We start from the raw sequence: 18,141 nt of genomic DNA on the forward strand, positions 1-18,141 counted from the left end.
ACCACGAACTCACATTCGAGTAATTTCCGGCAACAGATTAATCCCATTCAGGCGCAAACCCGGGGTTAGCAACCCTGTCACCACTATCCAGTTCCGTAATCGCTTTTATTTCCTCATCGGTTAATTTGATGTTCGTCGCATGTAAATTACTCTGCAAATTTTCGCGTTTGGTCGACGATGGAATCACCGCAAAACCTTGCTGTAAAGACCATGCCAGTGCGATTTGCGCCGGCGTCGCTTTATGGGCTTCCGCAATCTTTTGGATAACCGGCTCGTGTAACACCTTGCCGACAGCGAGCGGCATGTAAGCTGTAATATGAATGCCTTGTTCGCGCAAAAAATGAATCAATTTGCGATTCTGCAAAAACGGATGCACTTCAATCTGGTTGGTAGCAATTTCATTGGCGCCAATGATGTTAATCGCTTCCTGCGTATGTTTGATGGTGAAATTGGAAATGCCGATTAATTCGGTTAAGCCTTCTTTTTTTGCTTGCAGTAATTGCTCCAGGTAAACCGCCGCTGGAATTTCATTGTTGGGCGACGGCCAGTGGATCAGCGTGAGATTCACGCGTTCCAGCTGCAATTTTTGCAAACTTTCTTTCAGGCTGGGAATTAATTTTCCTTCGGCAAAACGATCCGTCCAGATTTTGGTGGTAACAAATAATTCATTTGCAGAAACTTTGCTGGCTTTGATTGCTTTGCCGACATCGGCTTCGTTGTCATAAGCTTGCGCGGTATCGATATTGCGATAGCCGAGTTCAATGCCGTTATAAACCGCATCAAATGCTTGCTGGTCTTTCAAGCGGAATGTGCCCAGGCCGAATGGTGGAATATTTGCGGTGCTCATAATGTATCCCCGTAAAAATATTTTGAGATGATGCTAAAAAAGTAATCGATATTAATGAGAGCTGACAGCGAGGTTCTCCGGTAAATCACCGGGTAATGGGTTGGCTTTGTCGAGCTTGCCGCTCCAGCGTGTTAACAAAATGGCGCACACGACAACCATTGCGCCGATCCAGGGGGTGTGTTGCAGACCCCAGCTATCGACAATCAATCCACCGGCCCATGCACCCAATGCGATTCCCAAATTAAACGCAGCGATATTCAAGCCTGATGCAACATCAATTGCATGGGGCGTGTGATGCGCGGCTTGCTGTACTACATAAACTTGCAATCCCGGCACATTACCGAATGCAAATGCGCCCCATATTAAAACGGTTGCCACTGCAAACCATGGATTCGCAGCAGTAAATGTAAATACAAACAGCACTAACGCCAATCCGGCAAAAATAATTTGCAGTGCAGGAATCGGACCTTTTTGATCGGCGAGTTTTCCGCCCCAAATATTTCCCACTGCCACAGAGAAGCCATACACCAGTAAAACCAGAGCGACACTGCTATTACTCAAGCCGGTGATTTGCTCCAGGATCGGCGCGAGGAAGGTAAACGCAATAAAAGTACCGCCATAACCCACCGCCGTCATTGCATAGACCAATAACAAGCGCGGTTGTTTTAACACCTGTAACTGTTGCAAAACCGACGCCGGCTTGTTGTGTTGCAAGGTGCGTGGAATAAATAACAAGCTTGTAATAAATGCGATTACACCTAACGCGGACACGGCTAAAAATGTTGCGCGCCAACCAAAATGCTGGCCAATAAAAGTGCCCAATGGAACACCGGTCACCAACGCCACCGTAAGGCCGGAAAACATAATCGCAATCGCGCTGGCCGCTTTATCTTTAGCCACTAAATTGGTGGCAATCGTTGCGCCTATTGAAAAGAAAACACCGTGCGCGAGGCCCGTTAGAATTCGTGCAATCACCAACGATTCATAACCCGGTGCTTGCCAGGCAACCAGGTTGCCCAGCGTGAATAACAACATCAAACCCAGCAGCAACCATTTGCGTGGTAATTGGCCGGTGAGCGCGGTTAACACCGGTGCACCGACCGCAACACCAAGGGCATAAAGGCTGACGAGTAACCCTGCTGGCGGCAGGCTGACTTGTAGATCGGCGGCAATGGTCGGGATCAAACCGACGATCACAAACTCGGTGGTGCCTATGGCAAAAGCGCTGATGGTCAGCGCCAGCAAGGCGATGGGAATACGCATAAATCTTTCCTCAATAACGATTAATCAATGATGGTCGCTATTGTGGTGGGTTGATATTTGCAGAAAAATAGCCTTATATGCATAAGATTTTTGCGAAAAAATCAACAATGAGGCAATGATGAAAACAACACTCGATGAAATGCAGGCGTTTGTGCGCGTAGTAGATACCGGATCGATCACTGCCGCTGCCGATCAACTGGGGCAAACGGTATCCGCATTGAGTCGCGCGCTGGCGCGCCTGGAAGAAAAACTGGAAGTCACCTTGATGCGCCGGACCACACGCCGCTTGGAATTAACCGAAGAAGGTCAGGTATTTCTCGCGCAAACGCGCAAAATTATTAGCGCGGTGGAAGAAGCAGAAGAGCAGATGGAAATTCGCCGCAAGTTACCGGCGGGTTTATTACGCGTTAACGCCGCATCGCCATTTATGTTGCATGTGCTTGTGCCATTGGTGCGCGGCTTTCGCCAACGTTATCCCGATATAGAACTCGAATTAAATACCAATGATCAAATTATCGATCTACTGGAACATCGCACCGATATCGCTATTCGCATCGGCGCGCTTGGTGATTCCAGTTTGCATGCGCGGCCATTGATGACGAATCGTTTGCGTATTCTCGCCAGCCCTGGTTATGTGCGTGAAATGGGTGAGCCCAAATCTCCCGGGGGGTTATTGTCGCACCGCTTGCTGGGTTTTTCGCGGCCTGAATCCTTGAATGCGTGGCCATTGCGAAGCGCACAAGGCGATAGATTTATTATTGCACCGCAGGTGCTCGCATCAAGCGGGGAAACATTGCGGCAATTGGCGTTGGCCGGTGAAGGTATTGTTTGCCTGGCGGATTTTATGACGAGCGAAGATAGAAAAAAAGGAAACCTGGTTCAGGTATTGGAAGGTGATACGGTAGAGGTATTACAGCCGGTAAATGCAGTCTATTATCGCAATACGGCACTGGCTTCACGCATTTCCTGCTTCCTGGACTATGTGAGCGAACAGGTGGGGAAACAAAAAATAAATTAATTCTCCTTAATTAATTTTCTATCGCGGATAGTTGAAAATTATTTGTCACCGCCAGAGCAAGGCCAAGTGGGTTTTGCGCTAAACCAGAATTCCGGTTTCAAACCAATCAGGCGATAAATTGCCGTTGGCAAATCACTGCGCACATTATCAATATTGCGGGTCACGCGTGCGTGCGTAATCAGGCCTTGCACATACTGCTGCATCAAGCGCGCGGTTTGTTCGATATCTTTTTGTTCACACAAATAATTGCCGCTCAGCAAGCTGCGCACCAGTGCCTGATTGTATTTTGCGCCGCGCTCCGTCATCAGCTGCAAGGTTTCAGTAATGCGCGGCTCACTACAACCCGCCTGCATACCCGCACTGAAAAAAGCGCACCCGGGAACGTTGTCTTTATCTTCGCCCACTTTGTTTACGTAAATAAATTGCAACCAGTTTTCCAATTGCTCAAGCGGTGTGTTGATGGGCGAGAGCATGCAATCCATATCCTGGCGAATTTTTTCCCAGTGGTGGCTGGTTGCTTCGCAGAACAATTCGGCTTTGGATTCAAAATGGTGATAGAAACTTCCCTTGGTGACGCCTGCTTGCTTGCAGATTTCATTTACACCCACAGCGCTGTAATTGCTGGTCCAGATCAGGTCCAGCGCGGTTTCCAGTAGCAGTGTTCGGGTATCAGGGGCGTTCATAAACAGGGTTACTCAAAAAAGTGGGCGTACAAATGTTGTGGTTATTATGATACCGGGTGGTATGTTTTTCAATCGCATACTCGGGCTTTAAACCGTCGGTACGGGAAAGATAGCGCTTTGGAAAAAATCCTGCAACCCGATAAGTCTGTTGATTTTATTGATGTTTTGAGCGGTTTAGGCATCTGCATTTGCACTGGGAAACAATGGAAATAAAAAATTCTGTTGACCAGCATACCAACCGGTATGTATAGTTTGCCGAAATGTCCGGTTCAACCTCTCCGTTCTGGTATTCCCCCAAGGGAGCTTAACTCGTCATTGATTTGCAAGAGCAACAGGAGCCCATCATGTCTAGCACAATACTATCTCGCAAAGTTATTACTTACGCTGCAATCGCCATACTGACAGGTATTGCCAGTGTCCATTATGTATCTGGTGTCGTTGCGGCAACTCCCGCAGCCGTACCACCCGCCCCGGCGGTTGATGTTGTTGTTTTACAGCCCCAGGAAATCCGTTCCTGGGCTGGCTTTTCCGGTCGCCTGGCGCCGGTAGAGAGCGCAGCGATCAAACCGCTGGTTAGCGGCACTATCCAGAAGGTGTTGTTCACCGAAGGTCAACAGGTGAAAAAAGGTGAGCCGTTATTTGTAATTGATCCGCGTCCGCACCAGGCATCGGTGCAGCGTGCACAAGCGCAATTGGCGACCGCCCAATCGCGCGCCAAGCTCGCGCAGGATGAACTGACCCGTGCCGAACAATTAATCGGTGCAAAACTGGTATCGCAAAGTGTTTACGATTCTGCCCTGAGCGCCCATCAGGTTGCCCAGGCCGACGTAAAGCAAGCCGATGCCGCATTGAACCAGGCAAAACTTGATTTGGAATATGCGCACATCAGCGCACCGATTTCCGGTCGTGTTGGCCGCGCTGAACTCACCGTCGGTAACGTAGTGGAAGCCGGTGTAAATGCACCCGTGCTGACGCAAATTGTTGCCAACGACAAACTCTACGCTGAATTCAATGTTGATGAAGCGACTTACGTGCAGTTGGTGCGCAACACCAAAGATGTTCAAGCGATGCCAGTAGAGCTGAGCCTTGCCGGTGATACGAAATCTGCATATGAAGGCCACATTTATGCGTTTGATAATCGTCTGGATACCAACAGCGGCACTATTCGCGCCCGCGCAATTTTTGACAACAAAGATGGCGCACTGACCGCAGGAATGTTTGCCAATGTGCGTTTGGGGTCGGCGGAAAAAGTTCAGGCGTTATTAGTGCCTGAACGCGCAATCGGGACCAACCAAAGTAAAAAATATGTGTTGGTGGTGGATGAAACCAACACCGCCAATTATCGCGAAGTGACCCTTGGCGATCATTACGAAAGCCAGCGGGTTATTCAGGTTGGGGTGAATGCCGGTGAAAAAGTAATTGTGAATGGCCTTTCTCATGTGCGACCGAAAAGTGTCGTGAATCCCACCGTTGCAGTAACCAAAAAATCAGAGGAAGAAGATACGCGGGTTGCGTCAATTCATTAGTCTGATTGGTTTCCTGACATTCTGTAACACGATTTAATTTTTGAAAGAGCACAGCGAGGCACCGGTAAATTTTACCGGTGCTCTCCAAACTCATCCCATTAAAACCCCGGTCTCTATAAGACCCTGGCCATAAAAGCTGGCAGGTACACCATGAACATATCCAGATTTTTTGTGGATCGCCCCATTTTTGCCGGTGTGATTTCACTCCTGATTTTTATCGCTGGCTTCATCGCCATGTTTCAATTACCGATTTCGGAATACCCTGATGTCTCTCCGCCTTCGGTGGTCGTTAATGCATCTTATCCCGGTGCAAACCCGAAAGTAATTGCGGAAACCGTTGCAACGCCATTGGAGGAGCAGCTCGCCGGCACTGAAAATATGTTGTACATGTTTTCGCAAGCGACTACTGATGGTCGTTTAACCTTGACCGTGACCTTCCGTATCGGCACCGACCCTGACCTTGCACAACAAATGGTGCAAAACCGTATTTCACAAGCATTGCCGCGTTTGCCTGATGTAACGCGCCAGCGCGGTGTGACCGTAGTAAAAAGCTCGCCGGATTTAACCATGGTGGTGCATTTAATTTCGCCGGATAAAAGTTACGACGAACTTTATCTGCGCAACTATGCGTTGATGAATATTAAAGACGAACTCGCCAAAGTGCAGGGCGTTGGTATGGTACGCCTGTTTGGCTCGGGCGATTACGCGATGCGTATCTGGTTGAATCCGGAAAAAATCGCCGAGAAAAATCTCACCGCCAATGAAGTGGTCAATGCAATTCGCGAGCAAAACGTGCAGGTTGCTGCCGGTATTATCGGTGGTGCGCCGGTGACTGACCTCGTGGATGTGCAATTACCGGTTAATGCCAAAGGTCGTTTGGATAATCCCGAAGAATTCGGTGAAATTATTATTCGCGCCGGCAGTAATGGTGAAATCACGCGCTTGAAAGATGTTGCGCGTGTGGAAATGGGCGCGTCCGAATTTGCGTTGAACTCCATGCTTGATAGTCAGCCTGCGGTTGCTATCCCCATTTTCCAGGCACCCGGTGCCAACGCGATTCAAATTTCCGATAACGTTCGTGCCACTATGGCGGAATTAAAAAAACGCTTTCCGGAAGGTGTGGATTACCACGTTGTTTATGACCCGACGATTTTCGTAAAAAGTTCGATCAAAGCAGTAATTAAAACCCTGGCCGAAGCGCTCGCATTGGTAGTAGTGGTGGTGATCCTGTTTTTGCAAACCTGGCGCGCGTCGATTATTCCGTTGCTGGCCGTTCCGGTTTCAATTATCGGTACCTTTGCGTTGATGTGGGCGTTCGGATTTTCCATCAATACGCTCTCGCTGTTTGGCTTGGTATTGGCAATCGGTATCGTGGTGGATGATGCGATTGTGGTGGTGGAAAACGTTGAGCGGAATATCGAAGAAGGCTTAACACCCATCGCGGCAACTTATAAAGCGATGCAGGAAGTGAGCGGGCCGATTATTGCCATTTCATTAACGCTGATTGCGGTATTTGTACCTATTGCCTTCGTTAGTGGTTTGACGGGGCAGTTCTACAAACAATTTGCGTTGACGATTGCGATTTCTACGGTGATTTCTGCAATTAACTCGCTGACCTTAAGCCCGGCGTTAGCAGCGTTGTTATTAAAAGGCCACAACGAACCCAAGGATCGCCTGACCATTGGTATGGATAAAATATTTGGCCGTTTCTTCGCATGGTTCAATCGCAGCTTTGCGCGTGCATCCGGAAATTATTCAACCAAAGTTGGAAAAATTCTTGGCCGCAAAATGGCTGCTGTAGGTGTGTATGCGATTTTGCTTGGCATTGCGGTGGTGGGTTTCAATATTATCCCGAAAGGCTTTGTGCCTGCGCAGGATAAACAATACCTGATCGCGTTCGCGCAATTGCCTGACGGTGCAACCCTGGATCGCACTGAAAAAGTGATTCGTGAGATGGGGGAAATCGGTTTGGCCGAAGCGGGTGTAGAAAATGCAGTGCAATTCCCGGGCTTGAGTATTAATGGTTTCACCAACAGCTCCAGTGCCGGCATTGTGTTTTTCCCGTTAAAAGATTTCGACCAACGTAAAAGCGATGATCTTTCTGCGGCGGCAATTTCGCAAAAACTGCAAATGAAATTTGGTGGCATCGAAGAGGCATTTATTGCAATTTTCCCTCCACCACCCGTGCGCGGTTTAGGGACGACAGGCGGATTTAAATTGCAAATTGAAGATCGCGCCGGTTTAGGTTACGAGAAGCTTGCGGAAGTTGTTGCGCAAGTGCAGCAAAAAGCCATGCAGCGCCCTGAGTTGGCGAGCGTGTTCTCCAACTACAAAATCAACGTGCCGCAATTGTATGCTGATGTGGATCGCACCAAGGCCAAACAGCTGGGATTAAACGTAAAAGAAATTTTTGACACCATGCAGGTTTATCTGGGCTCGCTCTACGTCAATGATTTCAACCAGTTTGGTCGCACTTATCAAGTCATCGCACAAGCGGATGCGCCTTATCGCAACACGCCGGAAGATGCGTTGAATTTAAAAGTGCGTAATGCGCAAGGCGACATGGTGCCGTTAGGTGCAGTATTAACGATGAAAGAAAGCTACGGCCCTGAAAGTGCGGCGCATTACAACGGTTATTTGGCGGCGGATATAAATGGCAATGCAGCGCCCGGTTATTCCAGCGGTCAAGCGCAAGATGCCATCGCTGAAATCCTGGATGAAGTATTGCCTGCAGGTATTGTGTATGAATGGACTGATTTGACCTATCAGGAAGTGTTGGCTGGCAATACTGCAATTTATATTTTGCCATTGTGTTTGTTGCTGGTGTTTTTAGTGTTGGCTGCGCAATACGAAAGTCTGGCATTGCCATTGGTAGTAGTGACTATTGTTCCGCTGTCGATTTTGTCTGCACTGTTCGGTGTGTGGGTGAGCAATGGCGATAACAACATCTTTACGCAAATCAGTTTGTTTGTGCTTGCCGGCCTCGCCAGCAAGAACGCGATTTTGATTGTGGAATTTGCGCGGGAGTTGGAAATTCGCGGCATGCAAACCTATGAAGCTGCCATTACCGCCAGCCGCATGCGTTTGCGTCCGATATTGATGACTTCCTTCGCTTTTATTATGGGTGTGTTGCCGATGGTGTTCTCAACCGGTGCCGGTGCAGAAATGCGTAGCGTAATGGGAATCGCGGTGTTCTCCGGTATGTTGGGTGTGACTTTCTTTGGATTGTTCTTTACCCCGATGTTCTATGTGTTGTTGCGCAAGCTGGAAGGTAACCGTAAATATCATCACCACGATGAGACCGCCGGAAACTTTCAACAGCAATCAGCAATTACCCATCACGAGGTGAAAGCATGAAACGAAAAGTATTGATTAAAGTATTCAGTGTGGCGTTGTTACCCTTGATGATCAGTGCATGCAGCGGATTTAAATCGGTTGAAAACGCGCAACAACTCGCACAATTGCCAGCAACTCCGGCGGCATTTAATTTGCCGCAGGGAGTCAGTGCAGAAAAGCCGGTCGCTGATTGGTGGGCGCAGTTGCATGACGTGCAATTAAATCAATTGATTGCGGATTCATTACAGCGCAATCACAGCATCCGTATCGCACAGGCATCGTTGGAAGAGTCGCGCGCATATTTACGCAACAGCAGGCTGGATCGCTATCCGACTGTTGAAGCTAATGCAAGTGGCACCCGCCAGCGCCAAAGTGTAGATATCAGTGGTGATGCCAATGCTCCGATTACGGAAACCTATCAAGCAGGTTTTGGTGCAAGTTGGGAGCTGGATATTTTTGGCCGTGTGCGCAACGGCGTGAAATTATCCAAAGCGCAAGTTGCCGCGCGTAAAGCAGATTTGCAAGCCGCACAAGTGAGTGTAGCGGCGGAAGTTGCCAGCGCGTATATCAGTTTGCGTGGTAATCAATATTTATTGGATGTGGCCGAACGCAACGCCAAAAACCAACAGGAATCCTTGCAGCTAACGCAGCGGTTTGAAGAAGTGGGGCGCGGTGACCAATTGGATGTGGCACGCGCAGAAGCACAGCTCGAATTAACGCGCGCAACCATTCCCGCATTACAAGCGCAAGTCAACACAGCGCTCAATCGCATTGGCGTATTAACCGGTACACCAACAGAGCAATTAAAAACATCGCTCGCGGAAGTGAAATCACTACCGGAAATTCCAGCCTCATTTGCGGTGGGAAATCCCGCGGATTTATTAAAGCGTCGCCCGGATATTCGCCGTGCGGAACAAGCGTTGGCGGGATCGGTTGCTGAATACAATATTCGCGTGGCGGATTTATATCCCGGTATCAGTTTTACCGGTGGCCTCGGATATCTCTCTACGGATTGGGAGCGTTTGGGGAATCGGGAAACTGAAACATTTTCTTTTACACCGCGAATCCATTGGGCCGCGTTTAACCTTGGTCGCGTCGATGCGCAAATTGATGCTGCTGATGCCCGCACGCATCAACGCATTGCAGAATTTGAGCAGCGCGTGTTGGTAGCATTGGAAGAAACCGATAATGCATTGCAAAATTTTGCACGTGAAGAGGAGCGCCGCACCGGATTGCAGCGCGCACTGTCCGCCAGCAACCAAGCGGCATTTTTTGCGCGGAAAAAGTTTGAAGTAGGTAGCAGCGATTTTCTCACGGTATTGGATGCTGAACGTTCACAGCTAAACGTAAGTGCGCAATTAGCGCAGAGCGATATGCAAGTGCTGTTGAACCTGGTTGCGGTGTATAAAACCCTGGGTGGTGGTTGGGAGTTGCAACAGAATCCGGTGGCGAGTAATCCTTAAGTCATCATTGATTCCGTGCGTATTGTCTTGTGTTTCTGGTTATTGTTTTTATTTTGGAAAACCGACTCTTTAAGCCCTTCATTGTAAAGAGTTGCTCTTTGCCTGCCGTGTTGCTCCTACCCCTTGGGTCTTGCACGAGCGGGCTTTTTTATGTCGCTTTTTATGAGCAGGTGAAATTCTGTTAAGCTGTCGGCGTCCAATAATTAAATTGTTATTTATCCGTGGAAAATCCTATGAGCAGTATTCAAATCAATTGCCCACATTGTTTTGCTACCAACCGCCTGCCGGGCGAACGTTTGGAAGACAAGCCTAATTGCGGTAAATGCAAACGCCCGCTATTCAGTGGCAAATCGATGGAATTAAATCCCGGCAATGTCGCGCACACCCTGGAGGGTAATGATATTCCAGTGCTGGTGGATTGCTGGGCTCCCTGGTGTGGCCCGTGTCAGGGTTTTGCGCCGGTATTTGAAGAAGCGGCGGCACGAATGGAGCCCTACATTCGCTTCGTTAAACTCAATACGGAAGACGTACCGAGTATCGGTCAGCGCTGGAATATTCGCAGTATTCCGACCTTGATTTTGTTTCACCATGGAAAAGAAGTGCAGCGTGTGTCCGGGGCTTTACCCATGCCGCAATTAATGCGCTGGCTGCATGAATCGGGGTTGTTTGGTTAATCAGGTGTTCACATAAAAGTCGCAGCGAAAAGTAAAAAAATAAGAGCCCGGAGTGGGCCCTTATTTTTTTGGTAATTATAATTTTCCGCTGATAGTAATCCCCGCCCAGCGCGGAGTACTGGGAATGGCAATATTCCACAAGGGTTGGTAACCGTATTCCTCGTCAAATAAATTCTTTACTACCAAACTGATCTGGAATTTTTCATCGCTGGTGCCGTAACCCACACCGATATCAGTAAGCCCGTAGCTATCTACTTTGCTGTAACGCGATAATGCCGGGTCGGTGAGATAATTGCTGGTGTAGTTGTAATTAGCATTGGCGAAAATTTCGCGCTTGTTAGTGAAGCTCCAGGTATGTTCTACAAACGCATTGAAACTGGTTGGCCCGACACCGGGTAAGCGGCGGCCACTAATATCATAATAGGGTGTGTTAGTTCCCCCAAGCTCGAGTGGCTTGCCGGCTTCTTTAAAATCTTCGTAGCGTGAATCATTGTAAGCGCCGGACAAGCGAATACTGGTGTTATTAATGTTATAGGCAATATCCAGTTCGATCCCTTTTGCGCTAACTTCAGGCACATTGCCAATCGCGGTGATATACACATTATTGCCATCGTTATTAACGCGGGTTTGCACTTCATCAAATACAAAGCGATTGGCAATGTAATCAGTGATTTCCTGGTAAAACACCGTGGTGTTTACCACCAGTGTTTGATCGAGGAAAACAGATTTTAAACCCAGCTCAAAGGTTTCATTTTTTTCGGCCTTGACCGGGTAGGATGTTCCGCCAAGTTTGGTGGCGCCAACAATTTGTGATACGCCAGCTTTCTCCCCATGTTGCCAGGAAATATAACCGGTATGGTTCGGGGTAAATGCATAACTCGGGCTCAGGTGTGTGGTGTAAAGTGTATCGTTAAATGGTTCGGCGGCCGTTGAATTGTACAGCGTGCTGAGGCGTCCAAAACGAATAGCTTTTGCATAGGCCAACTGGCGCGCTTGCGCGCCGGTTAAATCACCATAACTTGCCACACCAAAATATTTTTTTGCTGCAGCATCGGCTAATGCTCGCTGCTCCGGTGTGTTGCCCGGTGATAGGAAACCAATATTGGTTGAACTGGCTGCGCTGATTTTCCCTGAATAAAGTGTTCCCGTCGTGGTTGAATCAAAGCCGCCAAGCTGCACATTATTAACCGTTGCCGGATTTAATTCCGGTGCGACACCCTGGTTGTAAATTAAATTGTAGTTTTCATCATTGCGCCTTTCTTCATCAGAAATGCGCAAGCCAACATCGACGATAAATTTTTCGGTAGCCTGCCATTGCAAATTGCCGTAAAGGCCCAGAGACCTGTCTTCTTTTTCGGCATAGGTATTGGAGGCTAAGTCATTTAACGAATTGCTCAATAAATATCGGCCATTGCCATCAATATCCAGCGCATCATATTGGGCCTTGCTCGCGTAGTAGGCGCCGGCATCATTGCCGAATTTATTGCCGCGACCGAAACCACCGTTGGTTTTAAACACATCCGCAAAAAATACGCCGGCTTGATAATTAATACTGGCGTCGGACTTGTGTGTTAATCGAAATTCCTGCGTAGTTTGTTTGAAATATCCAAGGCCGGATGATGGCCCGACCAGAATATCGAACGGCGTTGGTAAACTGAAATTGGGGCTACCAAAATCAAAATGGTAATCGCGCCAACCGGTGATGGATTTCAATTGGTAATTATCCACTGTCCAATCCAGGTGCAACGCAACACCTTTGCTGTCATTGGCGATAGGATAATGCTCCGCACGATAGGATTTATGTAAATAAGTACCATCGTAACTGTAACCGGGATTCTGTGAAAACCAGCGGCGAGTGAGTTTGCCGGTGTCCTGGTTATCCTGATTTACTTTGCGATCATTGTAAGTAATTTTTCCGGTAGCGGGATCGAGTGAGTCATAATAATCCGGTATCGCGCGCGGTAAAAAACCACCGTTAGATGAAATGCCATATTCTTTGCTATTGGGTGTGACATCAATGCTTAAGCGCGCACTGAAATTCTCGCTTGGTGTTAATAAAAATTGTACCTTGCCGAAGGTGCGATCAATATTGCCGTAAGTAACCTCGTTACCACCGTTACTGGCCGTGTGGTAATAATAATTTTCAAACGCGCCGTCCGATTGTTCGCGATAAAACGTACCGCGCCACGCAAGCACATTTTCAATAATAGGCCCACCAATCACTCCGCGGGTAATGATGCTATTCAGCTGGCCAAATGTGAGGGAGCCTTCCGCTTCCGGTTCGAATGAAGGGGCTTTGGTTTTAAACGAAATTTTTCCGAGGCTGGCGGTATATCCGCCGCGAGTTCCTTGCGGGCCGCGCGCAACATCCACAGAATCGAGATCATAATAACTGTTGAACACTGCCATGTTGGAAAGGATAAACGGAACATCGTCAACAGTAGTATTAACACTCCCGTCAAAACCCAATGCACCGCCGCTACCCAAATAGCCGACGCCGCGCACGGCTAGTGCCGTGGTAGTAGGGTTGGTACTGGAACCGCCCCATTTCACATTGCCGATGCGTTTTAAAATATCGCGGTAATTTGATGTTTGTTGTTTGGTAAGTTCTTCACCGGCCACTATCGAAATAGATGCAGGAACTTCTTTCACTGTCTGCAATGGTGGAATTTTTTTTCTGGATGTCACCGTAACTTTTCCGAGTCTGGTTTGGTTAGCCCCTTGGTTGGTTGCTTCGCCATGTTGGGCTGCTTGTGCAAGCGTAGTCGAGGGCAATATCAATTGTTCAGTAACATCCGTTGTTTTTTCATTGGTGGTGGATTGTTCTGCTATTGCAAATTGAATGAATAAAGGAATAAGGCCGAATGCGATCCATTTCGCCTTATGGGTTCCTGCACGTTTGTTTGTATGTGCAAGTGGTCGCTCTATCGAAACAGGTAAGAATTGGTTTGTTTTTTTATTGGAGGGAAAAAATGTAAATAAATAATCCACGAAAAATTTTATGGCTTTAATCGGCATATAACTACCTTGTGATCGGACGATGATGTTGAATAACTCGCATCCCTTTAAGGCGATATGTGTGCCAGAGTTTTTTACGGTGTAGCAGAATGTTTATTTTTGAAATGGCTTGTTGTTTTTAAAGCGGCACGCATGGCAGCTTTTTGGCGTTATTCGCGTTTGTGTTTTATCCAGTGCAGCGAGCTTTGCTGAAATCAACAGGGAAAATTAATACTGCATTTTCTGTCGCTAGAGGAATCGGTGTTGCCTGTGCTGCAATAAATATGGTCGGGTGGGGGTTACTGTTTGAATTAATTCAGTATTGCTGAAAAGTGGAGAGCGTGGAATAACATCCCTGTCGTGCAGTATGTGGTGTAGCGGTTACCAGTAACGTGGCAATGGCTTTTTAATTTCGATATAGCCAGAGCATTGCTCGATATATTCGCCAATCAACAATTGCTTCATAATCCGGCTCACCATTTCGCGCGATGAGCCAACCATATTGGCAATGTCCTGGTGGGTAACTTTAGGGTTGTGAATGCGTTTGTTGTCGTCGCTTAACTTTTCCAGTGCTGCGCTTACGCGACCATAGACATCTAATAGCGCCATATCTTTTACACTATCGGTGAGTTCACGCACGCGACGTGTGACTTCGATCAGGAGTAACATCGCGAATTCGGGATGTTTGCGAATTAATTCCTGCACGCTGGCGCGCGACACCAGAATAATTTCGCAATCGCTGATAGTCATGACAGATGCTGAACGAGGTTTTCCATCAATGAGTGATAACTCGCCAAAATATTCGCCTTCGTGTAAGTAATTCAGATTGACCTGGCGGCCATCTTCATTATTCAAATAGCAGCTAACGGTGCCTTTCCGAATAATGTATAAATGAGTGGATTCATCGCCTTCCGTGACCAGTACGGTGTTCTTGGGGTATTTGCGCTGTACGCTGAGTTTTTCCAGTTCCGTGAGAAAATGCGGTGGTACATCGGCAAACAAGCTGACGTTCTCTAACATGGCAATGGCTTCTTGGAATAGTTGATTGGCGATGGCAATCATAACCCCATGTCTTAAGCGAGAGCCAATTTTGGCGCCAAAGTCTTCAAAAACTTGTGGATTGTCTCACGTTACTGATCCGGCGTTGTCGATTGGTTGTTATTGTCACCAAAACACACAATAATCGCGCCTTTATTTGCCCGCATTTTGTGGCAAGGATCATAATTTTATCCCAACCATTAATCGCTAGCGCACGGAGAGCTGACTGCACCATGGTCGCCGATTCTATCCAGCATTGTGAACAAACATTGATGTTCACCGACATTGTCGGCTACTCACGCCTTATGGGGCGCAATGAGTCGCTGGCGGTGGAAATGTTGGGGGATTATCGCAAAATTTTGCTCTCACACATCGAAGCACAAGGCGGGCAATTGGTGGAATTTGTGGGCGACGCAGTTTTTGCGCGTTTTGATACGGCAGTAGCAGCGGTATCGGCTGCTATAGCCATCCAGCAACATTTGCTCGCGTTTAATGAAGCGCGCGATAAAAAACTCCCGCGCCTGCAAACGCGCATCGGTTTAAACAAAGGTGAGGTAATGCTGCGCGATGGTGCAGTGTTTGGCGATAGCGTCAACATCGCCGCGCGATTGGAACCGCTTGCTGTTGCTGATGGTATTTGTATTTCACAAAGTGTTTATGACGAAGTTCGCTTTTCACTGTCTGCACCAGCTAAACGCCTGGGTGCGCAATCGTTAAAAAATATCCAGCAAAAAATCCGTGTCTATTTAATCAAACCCGCCGGCATCAACTGGCGTGATCACCTGCATTATTTTTTGCGCGGCCTGAATCGAAAAATTGTCGCCTATCGTTACCCGATCGCCGCCACCGTACTGGCACTCATCGCCGCTGGCATCTACTTTATTCCGCGCTGGTTAGTTCCGGGTTATGCGGCCAACTATGTAGAAATCGCCGATTTTAAAAACCTGATGAATGAAAAAGGCGATGCGGATTATTTCTCCGCCGGAATCACCGAAGCCGTCCGCTCGCAACTCGCGGATATGCGCGATGTATATATCGTCGATGCCAAAGAAGGTATTCACGCCCCTATAAGATTGGAAGGCAGCGTACAAAAGCTCGGCGACAATTTACGCATCGCCTATCGATTATTCCGCCGCAAAGACAACGTACAAATCGCCGGCGGAAAGTTGGATGGAACCTATCAGGATATTTTTATTTTGCAGGATCGTTTGGTGGGGGAGATTGCGCGTTATCTTGCTGATGAATTTCAATTGCAGAACTTTAGGCCGGCGCCGTTAAGGCTGACTAATGATATTACGGCATATGATTTTTATTTGAAGGGGTTGGATTTTTTGAATGGCGAACTATCACACGAAAAAGCAGATGAAGCCATCGCGAATTTTCAGACAGCACTAATTCACGATAAAAAATTTTCCCTCGCCAATGCCGGCCTATGTGAGGCTTATTGGAAAAAATATGAAATAACAAATTTATCTTCGTGGCTCAATGACGCCGAAAAAAATTGCCTCATTGCTATTCAAATTGATTCAAAGGTTTCAAAAGCATATAAAGCTTTAGGTGGTATTTATAGGGATACAGGTAGATTTTCCGAGGCGATTGAATACTTGGATCAAGCTATTGAAATTAATAAAGAAGATGTTACTGCTTACGTTGCGTTGGCTTCTACTCTGTTTGCTATGGGAGATCGTAAAAAGGCAGAGGAGTTATATTCTGAAACAATTAAAAATAACCCCAAAAATTGGAGGGGTTTTTCAGGCTATGCTTACTATCTAAGTCGAATTGGTAGGCACTTGGATGCCATTGAAAATCACAAACATGTTCTAAAGATACTTCCTGAAAATGTTATTGCCTTGAATAACATAGCAGTAAATTATTATTATTTGAATGATTTTTCATCATCTGCTGAATATTTTTCCAAAGCGGCTGATATTGAACCTTCTGGAACTGTTTTCATTAATACCGGAACTGTGTTTTATGTTGACAAAAACTTTGAAAAAGCGGCTTTTTATTATGCAAAAGCGTTAGAACTTGAGCCAAATAATTATCAATATATGGCATATCTCGGTGATGCTTTTAAGTTTATGCCATTAAAGAAGCACTTGGCCGCCAAATGCTTTGATGATGTTATAAAGTATGCCAACTCTGAGATAGATGTGAATAGTAATATAGAAAAGCCTTATCAGTATCTTGCAAGAGCATACGCATATTTAGGTGAAATAAAAAAAGCTAAAGAGTACATGCTTATTGCAGATAACCTCGGAGGAAACAATACAGAATCATATTATTCGCATTTACGAATAGCTGTATTGGAGCAAGATGAGAAAAATATTGTTGAATATGCAAATAAACTATTGAGCAATGAATATACTCTTGGGTTGCTTCTTGCAGATCCTGATTTTGTTCTTCTAAATGAGGATAGAATAAAAAAATTATTAATTTTAAAGTGAAACTAAGGAGTGTGTTGTTATGAAAGTAAAAAGTAAGTTATGTGTTGTATCAATTTTGTTTATGTTTGCAGGGTGTGTATCTGCAGTTGATAATACTGTTTCCTCAGTTGACAAGAGCGTCGTTTCAGCTGTTGATCGAGGGGCAGCGTCGTTAACTAGGGCAAAATTGCCGGTAAGCACTGCGTTAAAAGGCACAAATACGGCTGTTGTTGGGATTGCTATTGATAAAGACGGAATGCCTTTAGAAACTGTTAGAGAGATTGTTTTGAAACCAGGGCAAAGAGCAATTTTTGCTGGGCCGGACGATTTTCAGATAATATTTAAAGATAAAAAAATTCCTGAAAAGAAAACACTATATAGATCAGCTAATGGTGTTGTGACTGTGGATGTTCCTAAAGATATATTGGACAGGCCTGAATTCAGAGAAGAGTTCGCCAAAACCAAGCAAGTCAGATTTAATTATGCTATACGAATTAAGGATCGTGAGCTCGACCCCCCATTTATTATTAAACGTGATGATTAATTTTTATTGAAAGCCGGCGCCAGCCGGCTTTTTTACCCCATGTGAATAAGTCACATCCCCCCCTTACAAAACCGCACATATTTTTCATCAGGATCACTATATCTTAGCCATCAGTAGCAGGGCGTCAGCAAGGATAAGCGAGCGGAATAGGTATTCCGATATTCAAGGACAAGACGCTGCTTGCAGCAAAACCGAAGGTGGCAAGGACGCATATCAGGCATTACGCCTCCCCCAATCGCCTTGAGTTTTGCGGCAGGTATTCAGCCATGCGGCAGGGCGCCCGGCTACATTATCATCAGCTAAATTCATGTGAATATTTCACAGCC

The 18,141-nt window shown here is 46.8% G+C and carries 12 protein-coding genes; 7 read left to right on the forward strand and 5 right to left on the reverse strand.

Annotated elements, in window-relative coordinates:
- Positions 1-37: 37 nt before the first annotated feature.
- Both dkgB and A596_RS03230 read right to left on the reverse strand, forming a co-directional pair.
- A complete protein-coding gene (gene dkgB / locus A596_RS03225) occupies positions 38-847 on the reverse strand; it encodes a 2,5-didehydrogluconate reductase DkgB (RefSeq protein ID WP_039912643.1) in 810 nt (269 codons plus the stop codon).
- Positions 848-898: 51 nt separating this feature from the next.
- On the reverse strand, positions 899-2,110 hold the full coding sequence (locus A596_RS03230; RefSeq protein WP_235425605.1) for an MFS transporter: 1,212 nt from the start codon (positions 2,108-2,110) through the stop codon (positions 899-901).
- 118 nt (positions 2,111-2,228) lie between these two features.
- On the opposite strand from A596_RS03230, the gene A596_RS03235 reads away from it, so the two are divergent.
- On the forward strand, positions 2,229-3,128 hold the full coding sequence (locus tag A596_RS03235) for a LysR family transcriptional regulator (protein WP_039912644.1): 900 nt from the start codon (positions 2,229-2,231) through the stop codon (positions 3,126-3,128).
- 38 nt (positions 3,129-3,166) lie between these two features.
- On the opposite strand, the gene A596_RS03240 is transcribed toward A596_RS03235, so the two are convergent.
- Positions 3,167-3,811, reverse strand: coding sequence for a TetR/AcrR family transcriptional regulator (locus tag A596_RS03240; protein ID WP_039912645.1), 645 nt, complete (start codon positions 3,809-3,811; stop codon positions 3,167-3,169).
- Positions 3,812-4,155: 344 nt separating this feature from the next.
- Here A596_RS03240 and A596_RS03245 point away from each other — a divergent pair, with 344 nt between their 5' ends.
- The 4 genes from A596_RS03245 (at position 4,156) to trxC (ending at position 10,810) form a co-directional block, all read left to right on the forward strand.
- Positions 4,156-5,337: an efflux RND transporter periplasmic adaptor subunit gene (locus A596_RS03245; protein WP_039912646.1), complete on the forward strand. Its 1,182-nt coding sequence runs from the start codon at positions 4,156-4,158 to the stop codon at positions 5,335-5,337.
- A 150-nt stretch (positions 5,338-5,487) separates the two neighbouring features.
- On the forward strand, positions 5,488-8,694 hold the full coding sequence (locus tag A596_RS03250) for an efflux RND transporter permease subunit (protein ID WP_052417189.1): 3,207 nt from the start codon (positions 5,488-5,490) through the stop codon (positions 8,692-8,694).
- Positions 8,691-10,136 (forward strand): efflux transporter outer membrane subunit, encoded by a 1,446-nt coding sequence (locus A596_RS03255; RefSeq protein ID WP_039912647.1) that lies wholly within the window; start codon positions 8,691-8,693, stop codon positions 10,134-10,136. The genes A596_RS03250 and A596_RS03255 overlap by 4 nt, the downstream gene beginning before the upstream one ends.
- 233 nt (positions 10,137-10,369) lie before the next feature.
- Positions 10,370-10,810 carry a thioredoxin TrxC gene (gene trxC, locus A596_RS03260; RefSeq protein WP_039912648.1) on the forward strand — a complete coding sequence of 147 codons (441 nt, stop codon included), beginning with the start codon at positions 10,370-10,372 and terminating at the stop codon, positions 10,808-10,810.
- Between the two features lie 75 nt (positions 10,811-10,885).
- Here the strand turns inward: trxC and A596_RS03265 are convergent, their stop codons facing one another.
- On the reverse strand, positions 10,886-13,828 hold the full coding sequence (locus A596_RS03265) for a TonB-dependent receptor (protein WP_039912649.1): 2,943 nt from the start codon (positions 13,826-13,828) through the stop codon (positions 10,886-10,888).
- Positions 13,829-14,188: 360 nt separating this feature from the next.
- Positions 14,189-14,827 (reverse strand): Crp/Fnr family transcriptional regulator, encoded by a 639-nt coding sequence (locus A596_RS03270; protein WP_039912703.1) that lies wholly within the window; start codon positions 14,825-14,827, stop codon positions 14,189-14,191.
- A gap of 290 nt (positions 14,828-15,117) precedes the next feature.
- Between A596_RS03270 and A596_RS03275 the strand changes: the two genes are divergently transcribed.
- Together A596_RS03275 and A596_RS03280 are read left to right on the forward strand one after the other, a co-directional pair.
- On the forward strand, positions 15,118-17,292 hold the full coding sequence (locus A596_RS03275; RefSeq protein ID WP_268745675.1) for a tetratricopeptide repeat protein: 2,175 nt from the start codon (positions 15,118-15,120) through the stop codon (positions 17,290-17,292).
- Between the two features lie 19 nt (positions 17,293-17,311).
- The gene (locus A596_RS03280; protein ID WP_052417191.1) at positions 17,312-17,815 is read left to right on the forward strand and encodes a hypothetical protein; all 504 of its coding nucleotides are present in this window, start codon (positions 17,312-17,314) and stop codon (positions 17,813-17,815) included.
- The last annotated feature ends 326 nt before the right edge of the window (positions 17,816-18,141 follow it).

This window comes from Cellvibrio mixtus subsp. mixtus J3-8, assembly GCF_000766945.1.
GTDB lineage: Bacteria > Pseudomonadota > Gammaproteobacteria > Pseudomonadales > Cellvibrionaceae > Cellvibrio > Cellvibrio mixtus_A.